At 31.2% G+C, this 17,460-nt stretch carries 15 protein-coding genes and 1 pseudogene; all 16 read right to left on the bottom strand.

All coding sequences use genetic code 11. The features are described from left to right. The 16 genes and pseudogenes from ELQ16_RS03980 to ELQ16_RS03905 all read right to left on the bottom strand — a co-directional run bounded on the left by ELQ16_RS03980 (position 1) and on the right by ELQ16_RS03905 (position 17,411). Positions 1-399 (bottom strand): NfeD family protein, encoded by a 399-nt coding sequence (locus ELQ16_RS03980; RefSeq protein WP_134238280.1) that lies wholly within the window; start codon positions 397-399, stop codon positions 1-3. Continuing rightward, the gene (locus ELQ16_RS03975) at positions 392-1,309 is read right to left on the bottom strand and encodes an SPFH domain-containing protein (protein ID WP_134238279.1); all 918 of its coding nucleotides are present in this window, start codon (positions 1,307-1,309) and stop codon (positions 392-394) included. The genes ELQ16_RS03980 and ELQ16_RS03975 overlap by 8 nt, the downstream gene beginning before the upstream one ends. Before the next feature lie 141 nt (positions 1,310-1,450). Beyond that, positions 1,451-1,810: pseudogene (locus tag ELQ16_RS03970) on the bottom strand (DUF6194 family protein); the annotation flags it as partial. A 95-nt stretch (positions 1,811-1,905) separates the two neighbouring features. Next, on the bottom strand, positions 1,906-2,205 hold the full coding sequence (locus ELQ16_RS03965) for a TfoX/Sxy family protein (RefSeq protein ID WP_134238277.1): 300 nt from the start codon (positions 2,203-2,205) through the stop codon (positions 1,906-1,908). 18 nt (positions 2,206-2,223) lie between these two features. After that, a complete protein-coding gene (locus ELQ16_RS03960; RefSeq protein ID WP_134238276.1) occupies positions 2,224-2,436 on the bottom strand; it encodes a hypothetical protein in 213 nt (70 codons plus the stop codon). Beyond that, positions 2,426-3,469, bottom strand: a complete 1,044-nt coding sequence (obgE, locus tag ELQ16_RS03955; RefSeq protein ID WP_134238275.1) for a GTPase ObgE — start codon at positions 3,467-3,469, stop codon at positions 2,426-2,428. Before obgE ends, ELQ16_RS03960 begins: the two co-directional genes overlap by 11 nt. Beyond that, positions 3,469-3,939 carry a DUF2059 domain-containing protein gene (locus ELQ16_RS03950; RefSeq protein ID WP_134238274.1) on the bottom strand — a complete coding sequence of 157 codons (471 nt, stop codon included), beginning with the start codon at positions 3,937-3,939 and terminating at the stop codon, positions 3,469-3,471. Before ELQ16_RS03950 ends, obgE begins: the two co-directional genes overlap by 1 nt. A 52-nt stretch (positions 3,940-3,991) precedes the next feature. Then, positions 3,992-4,246, bottom strand: coding sequence for a 50S ribosomal protein L27 (gene rpmA / locus ELQ16_RS03945; protein ID WP_002800974.1), 255 nt, complete (start codon positions 4,244-4,246; stop codon positions 3,992-3,994). 10 nt (positions 4,247-4,256) lie between these two features. Continuing rightward, entirely contained in the window at positions 4,257-4,565 is a 309-nt protein-coding gene (gene rplU / locus ELQ16_RS03940; protein ID WP_087725499.1) for a 50S ribosomal protein L21, read from the bottom strand. Positions 4,566-4,722: 157 nt separating this feature from the next. Further along, positions 4,723-5,925, bottom strand: a complete 1,203-nt coding sequence (locus ELQ16_RS03935; protein ID WP_134238273.1) for a CsgG/HfaB family protein — start codon at positions 5,923-5,925, stop codon at positions 4,723-4,725. Between the two features lie 11 nt (positions 5,926-5,936). Beyond that, positions 5,937-7,274 carry a DUF6844 domain-containing protein gene (locus ELQ16_RS03930; RefSeq protein WP_134238272.1) on the bottom strand — a complete coding sequence of 446 codons (1,338 nt, stop codon included), beginning with the start codon at positions 7,272-7,274 and terminating at the stop codon, positions 5,937-5,939. Between the two features lie 91 nt (positions 7,275-7,365). Further along, on the bottom strand, positions 7,366-7,971 hold the full coding sequence (gene lpoB / locus ELQ16_RS03925) for a penicillin-binding protein activator LpoB (protein WP_243832586.1): 606 nt from the start codon (positions 7,969-7,971) through the stop codon (positions 7,366-7,368). 36 nt (positions 7,972-8,007) lie between these two features. Next, positions 8,008-8,403, bottom strand: a complete 396-nt coding sequence (locus ELQ16_RS03920; RefSeq protein ID WP_134238270.1) for a YcfL family protein — start codon at positions 8,401-8,403, stop codon at positions 8,008-8,010. A gap of 9 nt (positions 8,404-8,412) precedes the next feature. Then, on the bottom strand, positions 8,413-9,765 hold the full coding sequence (locus ELQ16_RS03915) for a hypothetical protein (protein WP_134238269.1): 1,353 nt from the start codon (positions 9,763-9,765) through the stop codon (positions 8,413-8,415). A 138-nt stretch (positions 9,766-9,903) separates the two neighbouring features. Next, on the bottom strand, positions 9,904-12,129 hold the full coding sequence (pbpC, locus tag ELQ16_RS03910; protein WP_134238365.1) for a penicillin-binding protein 1C: 2,226 nt from the start codon (positions 12,127-12,129) through the stop codon (positions 9,904-9,906). 5 nt (positions 12,130-12,134) lie between these two features. After that, positions 12,135-17,411, bottom strand: coding sequence for an alpha-2-macroglobulin (locus ELQ16_RS03905; RefSeq protein WP_208335057.1), 5,277 nt, complete (start codon positions 17,409-17,411; stop codon positions 12,135-12,137). Positions 17,412-17,460: the final 49 nt, after the last annotated feature.

Below are 17,460 nucleotides of genomic sequence, written 5' to 3'. Positions count from 1 at the left end.
TTAATCTCTTGTGATTTGAATTTGATTGTCTTTTACCCCTTTGACAAAGACCTTATCTCCATTTTTTAAACCCTTGATTTGATCACTTTGCCAAAGTGCACCCTTATAATAAATTAATCCATTTTGAATGACGCCTTCGCCGCTTTCATCTAAAAAATTATCTTTTAAACTTTCTTCTTTTTTAGTTTTTTTGAAAAATTTTTTAAAAACAAACAAAGAAATAAGAGAAATAAAAACAATAAATAAAATTTGCCATACTAAATTCAGTGGGACAAAAAGACTTAAAAGCCCTACAATCAAAAAGCCCAAAGCAAAAAATATCACATAAAAACTACCAATTGAAAGCTCGATAATAGCAAGTATAAAAGCTATGATTAAAAGCAAATAAGCATTAAGCATTTTTTCTACCCATAAAATCCTTAAGTATGCTTATCGCACCTATTAAATCAGCACTTTCATAAGGCACTAAAATTTTATCTTTTGAAGCACTTTTTGCAAATTCATTAAAAGCTTCAACCCTATCTTTTGCAAGCAAAAATTCTGCCGCTAATGGGCTTTCTTGCATAGCTTTATTGATATTTTCCATCGCTTCTTTTTGTCCTTGTGCGATTGCAATTTGCTCGTAACGCTTCGCATCTGCCATTCTTTCAATGGCTTCTGCAATCAAAACTTGCTCTTGTTTTTGCGCTTCTGCATTGCGTATCATAGCTACTTTTTTAGCTTCAGCATTGAGCTCAATCGCTCTTTTTTCGCGTTCGGCTTTCATTTGTAAATTCATGGCTTCTTCTATACCCAAAGGAACAGAAATTTCTGAAATTTCAACACGCATAATTTTCACACCCCAATTATCTGCTGCACCGCCTAGTGCGATTTGCAAAGCTCCATTAAGTCTATCACGACTGCTTAGAGTATCATCAAGATTCATTCCGCCAATTTCTCCACGCAAGGTTGTCATTGCGAGATTTGAAATTGCTTTTTTATAATCTTCTACATTATAAAGTGCCATTTTTCCATTCGTTACTTTAAGATATACAATACCATCAACTGTAATATTAACATTATCTTTTGTGATAACTTGCTGTCTTTCTATATTAATGAGTTGCTCACGGATAGTAATCACCGCACGCGGAATATCCAAAAATGGGATAATTACATGAAAACCACCGCTAATTTCTTTATTAAATTTACCCAAACGCTCGATAATCATAATATCGCTTTGTGAAACTATTTTTATACTCATTTTTAAGAAAACGGCAATTAAAAGCAATAAAATCACTACCCAAAGATAAGACAAATCAATCTCAAACATCTATTCTCCTTAATAAAATAATAAGTTTCATTTAATTTTATCAAAAAATTGATTAGAAATTTATTTTTATAAATACTCGATAAAAGTTTAATATTTTTCAAGATTGTTTAAATTTATTTCAGTGTTATAATAAAATTTTTATTATTTTTTATCCTTTTTTTGATAAGTTTTTATAACTTTTTGATATGAAAGCCCAAGATCACCTTTGAAAATTTCAAAATTTTTTCTAGAAGGGTTGTTGATACAAATATATCCCATATAAGCATAAATTAGATGAGGCATGATAAAATCAAGCATAGAAAAATCATAATTTAAATTAACAACCTCACCCTTTAAAGCTTTTTTAGGTTTTTGACCAAAAAGTTTTTGGTAATCTTGTTCATAAATAGAGCAACTTAGACGAAACACGCCTTCTCTATTTAAATTCGAAGTTTTATCATTTATGCCATCATTTTCTTTAATAGTACAAAAATAAACTCCGTTTTTTAAAACCCTATCGGGATTATAAAAAAACTATGTTCTTTATAGGTAAATTTATATACCAAGCCTTTAAAAATTAGACTTAATATGTTTTTAGATAAAATCTATATTAAATTCTACATTTTGCTTGCAAATTTTTCAATTACCTTTTTTAAAATTTCAATATCTTCAATATCTAAAATATACCATTGTTTGGCTTTTGGATAAGGAGTACCTAAATCATTATCTTTTAAAAGCTCTTTTAAAAAAGGAAATTGTTTGATATACAAAACATCATCACAAATCAAAAATATAGGCTTGTTATCAACATAAACGCAATACTCACCAAACATCTTTCTCGCACTAAAAACACTTTTACTTTCACAAAGTCTAAGTTGCTCTAAAACAGAATCTTTGAAATCTTCACTACTTGCCATAATTTCCCTATTTATTTATTATTTAGCTAGTTTTCCTAATTGATATTTAGTATAAATAAAATAGCCCATTCCTAAAATAAGCCAAAAAATTCCAGACCAAACGAGCATTGAATTTTCGCCAAAAAGCGATAAGGTAAATATGGCAATAAAATGTATCAAAGCTATAATCAAATACATTATACTTGCAAAACGCAACTTTTTTAGCTTTTTAATTTTTTCATCATTTTCCATTTTTTTCTCTTAATTTTTTAATCTCTTCTAAAAGCATAAATTTAAGCTCTTTAAGTCCGGTTTTTTCAAGACTTGATACCTTAATCAAAAAACTTTGTGGGTTGTCAATGCTTTTTAAATAATCTTCCAAATTCGCTATATTTTGAGCAATCTGCTCTGCAAAATCTTCGCCAAAATTCACACTATCACTTTTTGAAATCATTATGCCAAATTTACGCCCAAAAAGCTCGCTTGAAAATTTCTCAAGCTCATTTCTTAGCACTATAAATTGCTCTTTTAAAGGCATTTCTCTCATAGGATCTAGCACAAAAAGTAAAAAACTCGTGCGTTCGATATGTTTTAAAAATGCAAGCCCTAAGCCCTTGCCACCACTTGCGCCTTCAATAATCCCTGGGATATCCGCCATTACAAAAGAATTATATTCATCCACATCTACAAGTCCAAGTTTTGGTGTAAGTGTGGTGAATTCATAATTTGCAATTTCAGGCTTTGCATTTGAAACAACACTTATAAGAGTAGATTTTCCCACATTTGGAAAGCCTACAAGCCCCACATCAGCAATGAGTTTAAGCTCAAGTCTTACTAGGCGACTTTCTCCTTTTATACCAGGTTGTGCGTAATCAGGGCGTTGGTTGGTCGCGTGTTTAAAATGCGTATTTCCAAGTCCGCCTTTGCCACCTTTTAAAAAAAGCTCTCTTTGTCCTTCTTTAGTCAAATCAAGTAAAATTTCATTAGTCTGCGCGTCAATAACTTGCGTGCCTTCAGGCACGATAAGCTCTAAATTTTCGCCTTTTTTGCCATTTTTATTGCGTCCCATACCGCCTGCACCATTTTGTGCGCGAAGTTCTCTTTTGCCTTTGAAATTCACTAAAGTATGAGTGTTGTTATCACAAACAAAAATAATATCGCCACCATTTCCGCCGTCCCCTCCATCAGGACCGCCAAGCGGGACATGTTTTTCACGGCGAAAACTCACTGCACCCTTTCCGCCGTCCCCTGAAGCTAAAGTAATTTTAACACTATCGATAAACATTATTCTTGATTCAAATTACCCAATTCTCGTGAAAGATCTTCTTGCATATTAAAAATATATTTTGTCATAATTTTTACAGTTAAATTTTGCAAGTCATCTTGCATTAATACTGCATTTTTAGCACTTTTTTTACCTATAGAGGTTTTATAAAATTTATTAAGATCTTCTAAATCTTTTTGGGTAAAATATTTTTTATGAATTTCTACTATTTCCTTGTTTACATCCTCAACTACTTGTTTGATGTATTTTTGAAGTATATTTTTAACTTTTTGCTTTTGAACCTCATCAAGTTGCCAATTTTCTTGTGCAATCATAGAATCAAGCATTTGAGAAATAGTAGTCTCATCAATGTTTTTTTCAAGCATTGCTCTGCCACCTGAAAGAGTATAATACTCGTCAAAAACTTCTTCATAACTTTTAGCATAAACAAAACTTAAAAATATACTTACTATTAATAAAAACCTTAACATTGCTTTCCTTTAAAAAATCAATTTATGAAGAAAGGGCTTAAAAGCCCTAAAATTATGCAGGATATACAGAAACTTTTTTTCTATCTTTGTCTTTTCTTTCGAATTTTACAAAACCATCAATTAAAGCAAAAATTGTATGATCTTTTCCCATGCCTACATTATTTCCTGCGTGAGTTGCAGTTCCTCTTTGACGAATGATGATATTTCCGGCTCTTACAAACTCACCGCCAAATTTTTTAACACCTAAACGACGACCTATAGAATCGCGGTTATTTTGAGTGGATCCTTGACCTTTCTTGTGTGCCATTCTTTACTCCTTAAGCTTTAATTTCTTTTACTACAACGCGAGTAAATTGTCTTCTAAAACCGCGTTTAAGCTTAGAATCTTTTCTGCGTCTTTTTTTGTAAATCACTACTTTTTTATCTTTTCCGTGATTAATCACTTCCAAAACAACCTTTGCACCTGCTACGAAAGGTGCACCTACCTTTAATTCTTTATCATTGATAGCAAGAACTTCACTTACTTCAATGCTTGCTTTGCTTTCAGCTTCAAAGTGATCTAGTTTTAGCTCGTCGCCAACACTTACTTTGTATTGCTTTCCGCTGTGTTTAATAATAGCATACATTGCTTTTTCCTTAATAATTTGGTAAGCACCATAAAGCACCAAAAATTTGGATTTAAAAGCTTTAGTGGTTAAAAAGTTTTAATTTTACAGAATTTTTCTTTAATTTTTTTTGAATTTAAGAAAGATTTTAGAGTTTGAAAAGCCAAACTCTAAAATCTTAAAAGCCCAAATTTACTCCGCCACCTTCTTCGATTTTATAATTTGCATCTCGACCTATAGTATAGCCATTACCACTTCCTCCGTTGCTTAAAGGCCTACAAACATCTCCTACTTTCACACTTCCTTCTGTGATTTTCGCGTAAGAAAGCTTGGGGCTTGTACGAGTAATTTCAATGCTTCCTGTCTTTGTTTCAACTGCACCAGTAGTTTCTTTTGTATAAGCATCTTTTATAACTTTACCAAGTGAAAAACACTCATAAATATCGCCTTGATTTAAGGTTTGAGAAAACACTACCTCATTATTCTCAACACTTGCAACTTTCAAAGGATAAATCGCATTTAAAATATCACCCGAAACACGGCTTGCAATTTGCTCCAAAGCCGCTTCATTAGTGCTTAGAGTATTGTCTTTAAGGTTTACCTTCATACTTAAAGTATTAGAAAATTTAATTTGCCTTGTTGCAAACAAAAGCACACGATAATCAACCACAACTTCAACTTCTGCTTTAGTTTTTCCCGTGAGATTACTTGTTTTTTGTTTACCATCAAGTCCTGAAATAGAAAAAAGCAAGATATAATCCGTTGCTAAAACATTTTTCAGTTTATAAATCTCATCACTTGCCGCATTACCGCTTTTAATAAGAGCTTTTTCCATTTCATAATAACCTTGACTGTCCCTATCCAAAACATTGAATTTTCTACTCTCTAGTAAATCAGAAATAATTTTTTGTTGCAAAGCTGCCCCAATACCTCTTTTCATAGGATCTGGCGTAGAATCAAAAACCGTAATACTCCTTCTGCTATCCGCACTTAAACCTGGGACTTGGTATTTTTTGGTTGTTGTGGTTTTATAAATGGTTACATTAGCTATAAATTTACCGCTTTGATCTTGCTCTACACTGTTGATTTCATAGGTATCGGCTCTACCTTTTGTGGCTTTTGAAATTTGCTCGCTATAATGATCTTTTATTTTGGAATTTAAACCATCAGTAAAAACTTGAGTGTTAGACTTCTTAAGAGAATTTATATTTACCCCATTCATTTTACTCATAGCTTCAATGATAGCATTATTTATTGCTTCTTCGCGCGTAAGTCCGCTTCCTTCACCTGTGCTTAATTTAGTAGAAGTTGTAGTCACCACCTTGGCATTAAGACTTAAGCTTAAAAACAAACCTAAAAAAAGAATTTTAACTATTTTCATCTTTTGTGTCCTTAAAAATCATCCATACTATTAATTACGTTAGAACTTCTTTGTATATTGGAAGATTTTTTATTATTATCTTTATTGGTATTTGACTTTTGGTTTAAAGTTTCATTAAAATTTGCCAAATTGTCATAAGAATAAAATCTAACAACGCCAACATGCTCTACGCCATTTTCGCTAGTATAATTCCATTTTTTAAGAGTGCGAATGCCGCGAATCTTTCCACTTGAGCTTGTTTTTACTTTGCTATTAACTTTATCAATAATATTTGTAATATTTTGCATTTGCTCTTGAGTGGAACCATCATTGATATTAATACTTTGCTTAATAATTTCCTCATAGCTATCACCTGTTGTTTTCTCATCTTTAAGACTTAAATTGGTGTTAATAAATTCAATAATAGCTGCATCCGCCATAGTCATAGCAGTATCTTTGGCTCTATCTTCTAAAATATTCGTCTTTTTAGTATTGCTTGCATCATTTACATAACCCCAATTTCCATAACTTAAAATAACAGGAGCACCTTTCTCATCATAAACCAAACGAATACCATACTCATTTAAAAAACCTTTATCTTCTTTTGGCAAATATTCACTGACAAATTTACCTTTGCCCTTAATGGCACTTTGACGCGACAAAGCCATATCTTTAGCCAATTGGCGCGTTTTATTGGACACTATAGCAATGACACCCACATCATACTCGCCTCTTCTTTGTGTGATTATGGTTTGCACCGGAACAAGCCCACTCATCGAGCCAATAGCACTTGTCATTGTTTTACTAACAAATTCTTCTTTTAGTAAAGTCTTTTTCCTCTCTTCACTCAAAGCACTTACATCAATACCTAAATCTTTTAAGGCATTATCAAGTTTTGCTCCGGTTAATTGGGTCAATTTATTTAAAACCTGTTCAAAAGTACTTCCTTTTGGAAGCTCTTCAAATTCTCTAGCATTAGTTGAATTATCAGCTTCATAACTTTGCACTTTACTTGTTGCAATTCGTCCATAAGCATCTCTTATAAATTCGGTTTGCAAATTAAGCATTGCTTTTTGATAAGCATTCTGTAAAGCTTGTGCAAACTGCGGATCATTATCACTAACAGCAACAGTACTTTTTCCCGTATAGAAAGTTTTGCCATCTTTGGTGATACCATATTCTATATCATAATTATCTGCAAATTCTTCAAAAAAATCATCCAAAGATTTTGGCGTAATATCCTTAGTGCTAGCATCTGACATTTCATTTTGTGTATTAATATCTTGCTGAGAAATTTCAATGGGTTTTGATCCTTGCGCATAAAGCAAACTTGCTGCTACCAATGAAGCGATAAATAATAATTTTTTCATTTGTATCCTTTTTGTAAATTCATAAAAAAAGCCCAAGCTTGCAAAAACAAAACTTGAGCTAAATTTTTCAACTATAAATCAAAATTCAATCTTACCAAGTCACTGATTTATCAGAACCTGTTTTATTAATAGTTTGCTCATCTTCCCAATACACAAGACCCGAATTTAAATCCGTAAGTCTTAATAAAAAGAAGTATTCAACTTGGGTTTTGCCATTGCTAAGTTTTACATTATCTTGCCTGATTTTACCCGCAAGTGAAAAATCAGGAGATACAAGTGTACCTTTTTTAGCTATGGTTTTTTGATTAAACTCTTCGTTATCTCTTAATTCTCTTACATCTTCGCTCATACTATCAAGTGCACCGCCTGCTGCAACTGCTGAAGTAAGCACAAATTTTCCTGAGCGTCTTAGGGCCGTGGTGATTTTTGCTGTTAATTTTTCAGTGTCGATTCTTTGTGGAGTATCATTAACAACTCTTCCCATAGCAATCACTTTTCTTTGACCTGGTTTGATATTTGCAAAAGCTGGATCGCTAAGCATACTATTGATCATAGTTTCAGCTGTTTTTTCAAAATCTTCCCTATCCAAACCTAAGGTAAGCGCATCGCCTTGTTTTACTTGCGCAGCTGTCCCATCAGTATAAACCGGTTTAGTACAAGCGCCAAGCACCAAAACCAAACTAGCAGCAAAAGCCATTTTAGAAATTTTTTTCATAATAAATCCTTTCATTGATTAATATTTTCGAGTATTGTCGTTATAAATTTGTATTGTATTTAGATGAATTCTAAAATCTTTTATACAAGGATCTACGGCTACTTTTCTTAAAACAAATTCTTGATTAGGATTTAAAATAAGTCTGCGATAATTCTCATCTAAAGCTGTTTTTAAAATAAATCCTTCAGCATCAAGCCAATTTACTTTATAATCTAAAGTAACCATATTAGAACTTTGCATCACAAGTTCAAATTCAAGCAAACCATTTTTATTTACCCTGCTTTTTACGCTTTTAACTATACTTCTAGGATATTTTCCCATTACATATTTTTGACTTTCTTTTTGCGTGTAAGTTGCCGTACTACAACCCCAAGCAAAAAATAGTACCAAAATAATACTTATAACTTTTAGCATTTATTCTCCTTATTTTTCTATGATTTCAATCTGCGGCTTAGTATTTGGCGAAAAAGATCTTACAAACACTAAAATATTTTTATTTTTTGATACTTTTTGCTTAAAAAGATTTTGCGAATTTAAAGTATCAATTTTTACCAAACCATCGTTTGGAACCATTACAACATTGGCACTCTTTGGCAATGTTCTCCAAGATCTCACATCTGCTCTAGTACTTAAACTCGTTACAACACTACTAGCTAAAGCCAACCAACCACCCGTGGAGTCATTTTCTGCCACTGTAACATTTAAAGCGGTTTTAATGATGGTTGAAGCAATGGCTTTTGTGACAACAGAAGGCATATCAATCTTAAATTCTGTAGCTATAATATCATCGAAATTTACCAATAAAACACTTTTTTTATCATTAAGCTTTAAGCCTCCATAAGAAGCTTCTCTTTTAGCAAGCTTTGGTATGGCTATACTAGCTGTAACCACTTTTTTATCCACTATAAAAGGTAAGGTAAAGGCAAATTCTTCTTTTACTGCATTTTGCCCATCCTCATATACTAAGAAAATGTATTTTTTTAATTTATCTGGCTTAATTGCGTTGGCATACTGCTTAAATACTTTTGCCTGTGTAATAATTTCGGGTTTTTTCGCATCAACACTTGCAACTTCACGGAATAATGAATTTGCTTTTCTATAATCTTGATCCAAGAAAAAAAACAAAGATGCCATATAAGTTGCATAAGGATTTGTAAAATTTTTAGTCGTTTGGAATTCCTCGAACCATTTTTCATACTCATTTTGAATAGTTTTAAAATTCGTTTGCATATTAGCTTTATAGTTTGGATCTTTTTTGGCTTCTTGTAAATCTTTGCGATTTTTGGCAATTTGACTTGCAAAATACTCCTTAGCTTTATCTTGTCTCATTAAAGCACGATTAAATTCCACTCTCGCGTTTTGATAATCATCAAGACTCATAAAATTTAAGCCCTTATAAATATTTACCATAATTCTTTCATATAAAGAACCATCATAATCTACTATAGTATCATTCAAAAGAGTTGTAGCAATTGTTTTTGTTCCTTTTGAAGCAAAATTTTCTAAATCCACATCATATTTATAAGAATTTTCAGCTATATCAAAAAAATAATTACTCGTGTTAAAATCTCCACAATGTCTAGACACTGCACCAGCATTTAAACCCACATAAATTACATCATTATTTTCATTAATTTTCTTCATATTATTAGCAATAAAATTTTTAGAACAATAATTCAAAGCATTTTCATACTCTTTATTATTTTGCATATGGTTTGCACATGCACTAAAAATAAATAAAGGCAAAAGTAAAATCATAAACAACAAATGACGCATTTTCTTCCTTAAATATTGAAATTAACCAAACAAATATTTTATCATATATTTGAAAATTAATAAATATTTTATTAATTTTAAACACAGAAATCTTTAAATTTTATCAAACTGTCTCGCAATGTAATGCTATTTTAGATATTATTTAACTTCAAATTCAATCTCATCATTATCGCCTGATTCTTCACCTATAATCAAAAGGGTATATTTTCCTTTGTCTAAATTTAAAATTTGATTATTTTTATTGCCTTCATAAATTAATTTTTGATTTAAATACCAAAAAACCTTTTCGTTTTTTAAATTCGCTATTCTTATCACGAGTCCTTTTTTTCCATCAAAGTCTTTAGCTAAAATTACTTTTAAATCATTTTTTGGATAAAGAATTTTAAGATTTTTTCTACTTTGCAATTTGATATTTTCTTGATATAAAAAATTCAAAGCATACAAAGGCAAATCAAGTCTTACAACTGCTTTTGCTTCTTTAAAATTTTCATCTTTTGAATCCACTTCCTTGCCGTTAAATTCATAAATTTTTCTAAGATAGGGCGAAGTTTGCAAAATTTTAGCATCCTTAGGATAAAGTGCATTTATATAAGCTCCGCCTAAAGTTTCATCGTAATGATATTTTGTAACACTATCTAGCTTTATATTGATTAAATCATTTGGCAGCGTAAAATCAACTTCCACATCGTCTAAAAGCCCCAAAAGCTCAAAAAGCAAATCTCCAGCAATGCTCACTCCATATAAATTTGCATTAGCCTCTCCGCTAAAATTTCCAACCCAAACACCTAGCGTGTATTTTGGCGTTGCACCCATAGCCCAAGCATCTTTTCTACCATAACTTGTCCCAGTTTTATAAGAAATAATTTTATTGGGGTTAAAATTCTCTAAACCTACTCTTTGCACTTGTTTTAAGGCTTTTAAAGTCAGATAAGCACTGCCTTTAGAAAACATGGTTTTGACGTTGCTTAAATTTTCATCTCTTAAAAAAGATAAATCCGCTAATTCTCCATAATTTGCCAAGCCCAAATAAAGCTTAGTCATCTCTTCAAGACTTTGTTCTTTTGTGCCTAAAATAAAAGACAAACCATAATTTTGAAAATTTTCTTCTTCAAAACCAATAAAAGCTCTTAATTTATAAAAAAATTTTTCATAACCATAATCTTGTAAAAGCGACACAAAAGGGACATTTAAAGATTTTTGCAAGGCTTTATCGGCTTGTATTAGACCGTAGTATTTTTTGTTGGCATTTTGGGGATTAAAATTAGAAAAAAAGATTGGGACATCTAAAAGTATAGATTTAGAACTTATCAAACCCTCATCCATACTCAAAGCATATAAAAAAGGTTTTAAAATCGAACCCACACTGCGTTTTGCTACATTTGCATTAATCTGCCCCAAATTTTTTATATCATAAAAATCCTGTGAGCCAACATAAGCCAATACTTTACGCGTTTTTGTATCGGCTAAAATAATGCCTAAATTTAAAATTCCTTTTTGCTGTAAGCTTTTAGAAAATTCACTCGCTTTGGCTTCAAATTTCATTTGAATTTTTTTATCTATGCTAGAGATAAGTTCTTTTTTATTTTCATCTAAGAGTTTTAGGGCTAAATGGGGTGCGATATTTTTGCGTGGCTTAAAATTTGGCAAAGGTTCTTTTAATGAAAGCTCATAAAGATCTTTTGGAATGAATTTTCTTTCATAAAGTTTTGTTAAAAGTGCATTGCGTTTATTTAAAAGCAAGGTTTTGTTTTTTTCTAAATTAATAAGACCTGGTTGATTAGGCAAAATCGCAAGCAAAGCAGCTTCTGACCAAGTAAGGTTTTTTGCACTTTTATTAAAATAAAACAAAATTGCCGCTTCAAAGCCAACCAAATTTCCACCATAAGGTGCATTACTAAGATAAAATCTTAAAATCTCATCTTTGCCAAAAGCTTGCTCAAGTGCAAAACTTTGAATGATTTCATTAAATTTATTAAAATAAGTCCTTTTAGCCCTTGTATTAAGCTTGATAGTTTGCATACTAAGAGTACTTGCACCACTTCTTTGAGCAGAATTAAAATTACTCACAAAAGCACGCATTAGGGCTAAAAAATCCACTCCATAATGGGAATAAAAATTTTTATCTTCATAATTAATCACCGCGATTTTTAAACGCTCTGGAATAAATTTAGCCTTAATATGCCATTGCTCTTCATTATTCAAAAAAACACTCAAAAGCTCTTCATTTTTATCATATAAAACCTTGCTGTATCTTTGCTCAAAAGTTTGCAAAAATTTCTTAGCATCAAAACTAAAATAAACAAAAGCTCCATAAATAAAAATTAAAAGCCCTAAAAATAAAACGATTTTTAGGGCAATTTTGATAAATCTCATTTAATCACAAAAACTTTTTCGCTCTGACTTAAAGCCTTATAAGTATCATCATACATTGCTTCAGCATAAGCGCCACTCAAAGTATAAGCACCTGGAGTTACAGCATTTAATTTAACAAAAAAAGCTCGTGTTTGGTTTTTATTCAAGCTAAAAAACCACATAATTTTATCATCTCTAACATCAATAAAATCAAGCGGAGAATTCTTAAAAAAACTTGGAGCATTATCATCTAAAATCGTATTGCTTACTTCCCAGCCACTTGGCAAAATTTGCGTTAAAGCAACATTAGAAACAAAACCCGCCTCTTGGCTTAAACTTGCCGAAATTCTCATATAAAAAGTTTGGCCGGATTTGATTTGACTAGGGCTTATTTCTCCACCTTTTTCATCATAGAAAGTGCGTTCTAAGATAATTTTATTGCTAAATGGAGTATTTTCATCCATTCTCACCCCTTCAATACCAAAACTTACAAAGGTATCTTTCTTTGCATTTAGCACTGCTTTTTTATCTTTAAATGAAAAAATTTGTATTTGATTTTGATTAAGAATATGATTTTCTTCATTTAATTTTAAATTTGCATCCATAAAATTCTCACTTGCATTGCCTAAATTTATCCCCAAAGCCAAAGCATAAAGCGCATAACCTGTGCTTTGGGTAGAAAGATAATCTTTGGATTCTAAAGTATCGCTGATTTTTTGAAGCAATTCTTCATTATTTTTACCATAAATTTGCCTATACGCATTTGCGATAATAGCCCTATCTCTAAGCACCGAGCCATAAGTATAATAAGAATACTTTGAATCTGGCGTAGTTGAAATTTGACTCGCTATTTTTTTAGCAATATCTTCAACTCCTGCAAGTTTATATGCCGCGGCTAATTGCCATTTAGCTTCGGTGCTAAGGACATTTAAATTATCATAAAGCAAATTCATCTCGCTGATATTTGGTCTTTTTGCCATAGCCAAAAGATATAATGAATTGGCCTTAATATCCATTACATAATTCGCATTTGCACTATTTTGGACAAAATTTTGCTCATATTTTAGCCATCTTTCATACATGGAATCAGGCACAAAATAACCATTTTCTTTAGCTAAAATTAAAAACATCCCCGCATAATTACTTCCCCAAAGACTGCTTTTCTCATCTCCTTGCCAATAAGCAAAACCGCCATCAGCCGTCTGAAAATTCACATAACGCTCTATGGCTGCGTTGATATTGTTAATTGCCTTTTGTTTATCAAAATTGGTACTAAATTTATCGATAAAAAGCTGTGGCAAAACCGCTGAAGTTGTTTGTTCTATACAACCATAAGGATAATTAAGCAAGTATTTTAAACGCTTATCTAAGTTAATGATTGGCGTAGGAGAAATTTTTAAAAGCGCTGTACTTGTGCCCTTTAAATAAGACTTATCAATGCTAAATTCCTTGCTCTCTCCAGCCCTAACTAAAAATTTTTGGCTTTCATAAGTGTAGGGATTGATCGGTTTAATATCAATTTCAATGCTATTTTTAAAACTATAATCTTTCGTTTTTAATTCAAAATCCAAAATATCCATTCCAACACTATCTTTGCTTACATTCGCTTCTATGGCGATTTCTTGCTGAGTTTTGGCATCAAAATTGACTTTAAAATTTGACTGCGGTAAATGTATAAGTTTATTTTTACTTTTTACGCTTAAACTCGCTTCATTAATCTCTTTTTGTGTTTTAAAAAGCTCCGCTAAAATTGTAAAATCATCTCCAACTTTCAAAGTCCTCGGCAAGGTTTCAAGCATAACAACAGGAGCACTTACTTGGATAGTTTTTTGGGCTGAAGAAAAACTGTTATTTGAATTTGCAACCACCATCACACGCACAGAACCCATATATGAAGGCATTTTAAATTTTAAGCTCGCAAAGCCTTTATCATCGCTCTTTGCAGGAGCATTAAAAAACACAACAGGCTTAAAGCGTTGCGCATTATCATCGCGGTTTTTTTGTGCCCTATTAGATGCTAGCATATCTCCGCCAGTAAATTTAGGAATGATTTGGTTATAAGTATCGTAAGTTTTTAAGCTAAATCCTCTTTTAGCGTAAAAATATCCCCAAATATCAGGGGTCTTAAAATCAGTTAAATCCAAAAGCCCCTCATCAACTATAGCAATAGTATAATTATAAGCCTTGTGGTTTTTGCTTTGAATTTGCACTTCAAATTCGCTATTTGGCAAGATTTTTTCAGGTGTCTTGACTTCTAAATCAAGCTTAGTATCCTCATCAATAACATTTAAAGGTACAACACCAAAAAGTCTTAAAGCGCGATCATTATCTAAACTTTCATAATCTTGAAACAAGCTCACGCTTACATAAACATTTGGGGTGTATTCTTTTTTCATATTAAATTCAACACTGGTGCTTTGATCTTTAGTATCCACTATAAAGCGTTCGAGAATTTTAGAATTATTACTCAAAGTTATCAAAGCTTTAGCATTTTTAGTGCTTTCAAATTCTATTTTTGCATTCTCGCCAACTTTATAATTTGTCTTATCGCTTTTGATTTTTAAATTACTCACCACATCAACACGACTTGGCTCGCCCCACGCACTGACATAAAAATTTTGTCCTGCACTTACACCACTTTCTTCATCAATAATTTCTATAAACATCTCGCCATAATAATCTGCCGCATCAAATTCTATTTTCACAGGATCTTTTTGAGTCACAAGCTCTCCACTGGCAACAATTTGCGTGGATTTATCTTGTTTAATGGAACGCAAAAATTCATTATAATTATCATAATCCCACCACCAAGAATACTTATTGTGATAAATTTTATATTTTATTTTTTTATTGCTAAGTAAATTATGTCCTAGATCGCTCGCAATAACCCAAAATTCTATTTTAGAACCAGAGCTTACATAGTCATTATCCAAAGCTTTTAGTCCTACAAAATAATCATAATAATTAATATTTACATCTTTAACACTTCCAACCGCTCGTCCGCCATTTTCAAAAACTTCACTCACAATGCGTGCGTTGTAATTTAAACCTTGCGCGCTTTGAAGCTCTTTGGGAAGACTCGTTTTAATGTTAGCCCTGCCATTTTCATCAAGCACACCTTCATTTTCACTACTTAAATCCATAGCATAACGCGAAGTAGGATTTTTGAAAATATAATTTTTATATTTTGGATTGCTATAAATTTTAGGTGAAAAATAAATTTTATTTTGATATTTTAAATTTGAAGCCACAGTGCCAAAGAGATAATCAGCGCTAAGCGCGTAAGCTAGTCCATCCTTTGTAGTGTTTTCATCGGCATTTAATGTAACTTTAATGCGATTTGGCGCTACGCTTTGAAGCAAAATATCTTTAGTAAAATATGTGCCAGCAATTTTAAACTCTGCTGTATAAATTCCATTAATATCATTTTTATCTGTATTAATTTTTTCATAAAAAATATCATTGGTATTTTTTATAGCTTTTTCGCTAATAATTTTTTGTCCTTTTGGATTATAAAAAGTCAAATAAATTGGGTGTTTTATAGGTTTCTTATCTGATCTTGCAACCACACTTAAATGAATACTATCACCTGGTCTATAAACCCCTCTGTCTGTATAGACAAAAGCTTTAATTGCACCATCTTCTTGCAAACCTCCAACTTCATAACCATCTGTAGACAAAGGACTGTTGAGTTTTAAAATACTTGCATTATCACCTTTGCTAGCTAAAATATACAAAATTTCATTGCTATCATTAAGCGTAAATTTAGCATCTCCACCAAAATTTGTATCCATAGTTTTAATATTTTGATTGCGTCTATCTATAAGCTCGATTTTAACACCACTTAAAGATTCATTTGAACCAAAATCTCTTGCATGGATAATTAATTCATTATTTAATTTTTGAGCACTTAAGGCAATACTAGAAAAAATGATATTTTTCTTAATATTAGTTTTTTCTCTGATTTCATAATATTTATCATCATTTTGATTAAATTCATAGTCAAACTCACCATCTTTTACATAAACATTGATAGCAAAAACACCACTTAATTTTTTTAACTCTTTCAAGTCAATTTCAGTATTTACCCAAGTATTTTTTTGACTTTGTATGTCTATTGTTTTAGATAAAACTTGTTTGCCTATATAATAAAAACTATCAGGGCTTTCCCAAATTTGTCTGGAATTATCTTGTTTTAAACCTGATAATTCCTTATAGCGCAAATATTCTCCCAAATTATTAGAAAAAATCTGCGATACTTCAACACTTACTTTTTTAATATTTCGCGATTTGATGTAAATTTTATGATCTGCTTTATTGGCTAAAAATACCCCATTGCTTGCAAAACTCAAACTTGGCTCTAAATCTTTTTCGAAAGCAATGCTTGTTTTTTCTCCATTATTCACTAAACCTTGAACTGATTTCAAACCTTTAGAAATCACTATATCATAGGTTTTTCCTAAAGCAAAATTGGCCGAAATTTTAAGCTCTTTTCCAACGCTATAAGCCTTAAAATTAATATCTGGAAAGATGCGGATAAATTCTTTAAAATTTTGGTTTTCATCTAAGTCTTTAGAAAATTTTAGAGTAATGATTTGTTCTTTTTTTTCTGCACTAATAAGTCTAAAATCACTATTGCTTTGTTTGCTAGGAACTTGAAATTTAAAAATTTTTGACTCTTTAAAACCCATAATTTTTTCATCATAAGTTAAAACAAGCTCTCGAGTTTTATCCAAAAGCTTAATATTATCAGTAATTAAATGAAATTTATCAAGCTTCTTAAATGGCAATTCCTTTCCATCTAAAGTAATTTTCAAACCCTCTTGTGTTTTATCTTCAAAATCCCAATTACTATGTTTAAAGCCAAAATCATAAACAAAATCCAAATAAATTTTTTCATCATCGCCCTCAAATTCCGACTTATAAGTAAAATTTTCTATAAAATCTGTTTTAAAATTTAAAACTATAGGTATATCTTTATAATTAAATTCTATTTTATAATCTTTATTGGCCTCCAAAGAATTAAAATTCAGCAAAAAACTTGAATCTGAAGTTTTTAGAAGTGAAATTTTTTCATCTTTAGAATTGATTTTTCCATCAATAATCATTTCATCAAAATCTACAATAGCTTTATCAAATTCCACAAAAATGGCTTCTGAATGCTTAATTAAACCATCACTCTTTGCCCTTACTCCTTGTTCAAGTGGTGGTTTTTTGTTAGAAAATGATTTATTGTCCGAACAAGCAAACAAAAACAAAAGCATAAAACAGCTCATTAAAATTTTCTTAAACATCGCAAATGCCTTTATGGTATGATTTTAAAATAACAATATCAAGAAATAT

The organism is Campylobacter sp. US33a, from assembly GCF_004378855.1.
In the GTDB taxonomy this organism is placed as follows: domain Bacteria; phylum Campylobacterota; class Campylobacteria; order Campylobacterales; family Campylobacteraceae; genus Campylobacter_D.
The sequence above is the reverse complement of the archived record's forward strand: the minus strand, read 5'-3'. Positions and strand labels throughout refer to the sequence as shown.

Coding starts and splice junctions, on each gene's coding strand:
- obgE (WP_134238275.1), bottom strand. CDS start 3,469: ATGTTTATCGATAGTGTTAAAATTACTTTAGCTTCAGGGGACGGCGGA.
- ELQ16_RS03915 (WP_134238269.1), bottom strand. CDS start 9,765: ATGCGTCATTTGTTGTTTATGATTTTACTTTTGCCTTTATTTATTTTT.
- ELQ16_RS03935 (WP_134238273.1), bottom strand. CDS start 5,925: ATGAAAATAGTTAAAATTCTTTTTTTAGGTTTGTTTTTAAGCTTAAGT.
- ELQ16_RS03950 (WP_134238274.1), bottom strand. CDS start 3,939: ATGTTAAGGTTTTTATTAATAGTAAGTATATTTTTAAGTTTTGTTTAT.
- ELQ16_RS03975 (WP_134238279.1), bottom strand. CDS start 1,309: ATGTTTGAGATTGATTTGTCTTATCTTTGGGTAGTGATTTTATTGCTT.
- ELQ16_RS03930 (WP_134238272.1), bottom strand. CDS start 7,274: ATGAAAAAATTATTATTTATCGCTTCATTGGTAGCAGCAAGTTTGCTT.
- ELQ16_RS03980 (WP_134238280.1), bottom strand. CDS start 399: ATGCTTAATGCTTATTTGCTTTTAATCATAGCTTTTATACTTGCTATT.
- rplU (WP_087725499.1), bottom strand. CDS start 4,565: ATGTATGCTATTATTAAACACAGCGGAAAGCAATACAAAGTAAGTGTT.
- ELQ16_RS03965 (WP_134238277.1), bottom strand. CDS start 2,205: ATGGCAAGTAGTGAAGATTTCAAAGATTCTGTTTTAGAGCAACTTAGA.
- ELQ16_RS03905 (WP_208335057.1), bottom strand. CDS start 17,411: ATGTTTAAGAAAATTTTAATGAGCTGTTTTATGCTTTTGTTTTTGTTT.
- ELQ16_RS03960 (WP_134238276.1), bottom strand. CDS start 2,436: ATGGAAAATGATGAAAAAATTAAAAAGCTAAAAAAGTTGCGTTTTGCA.
- lpoB (WP_243832586.1), bottom strand. CDS start 7,971: ATGGCTTTTGCTGCTAGTTTGGTTTTGGTGCTTGGCGCTTGTACTAAA.
- ELQ16_RS03920 (WP_134238270.1), bottom strand. CDS start 8,403: ATGCTAAAAGTTATAAGTATTATTTTGGTACTATTTTTTGCTTGGGGT.
- rpmA (WP_002800974.1), bottom strand. CDS start 4,246: ATGGCACACAAGAAAGGTCAAGGATCCACTCAAAATAACCGCGATTCT.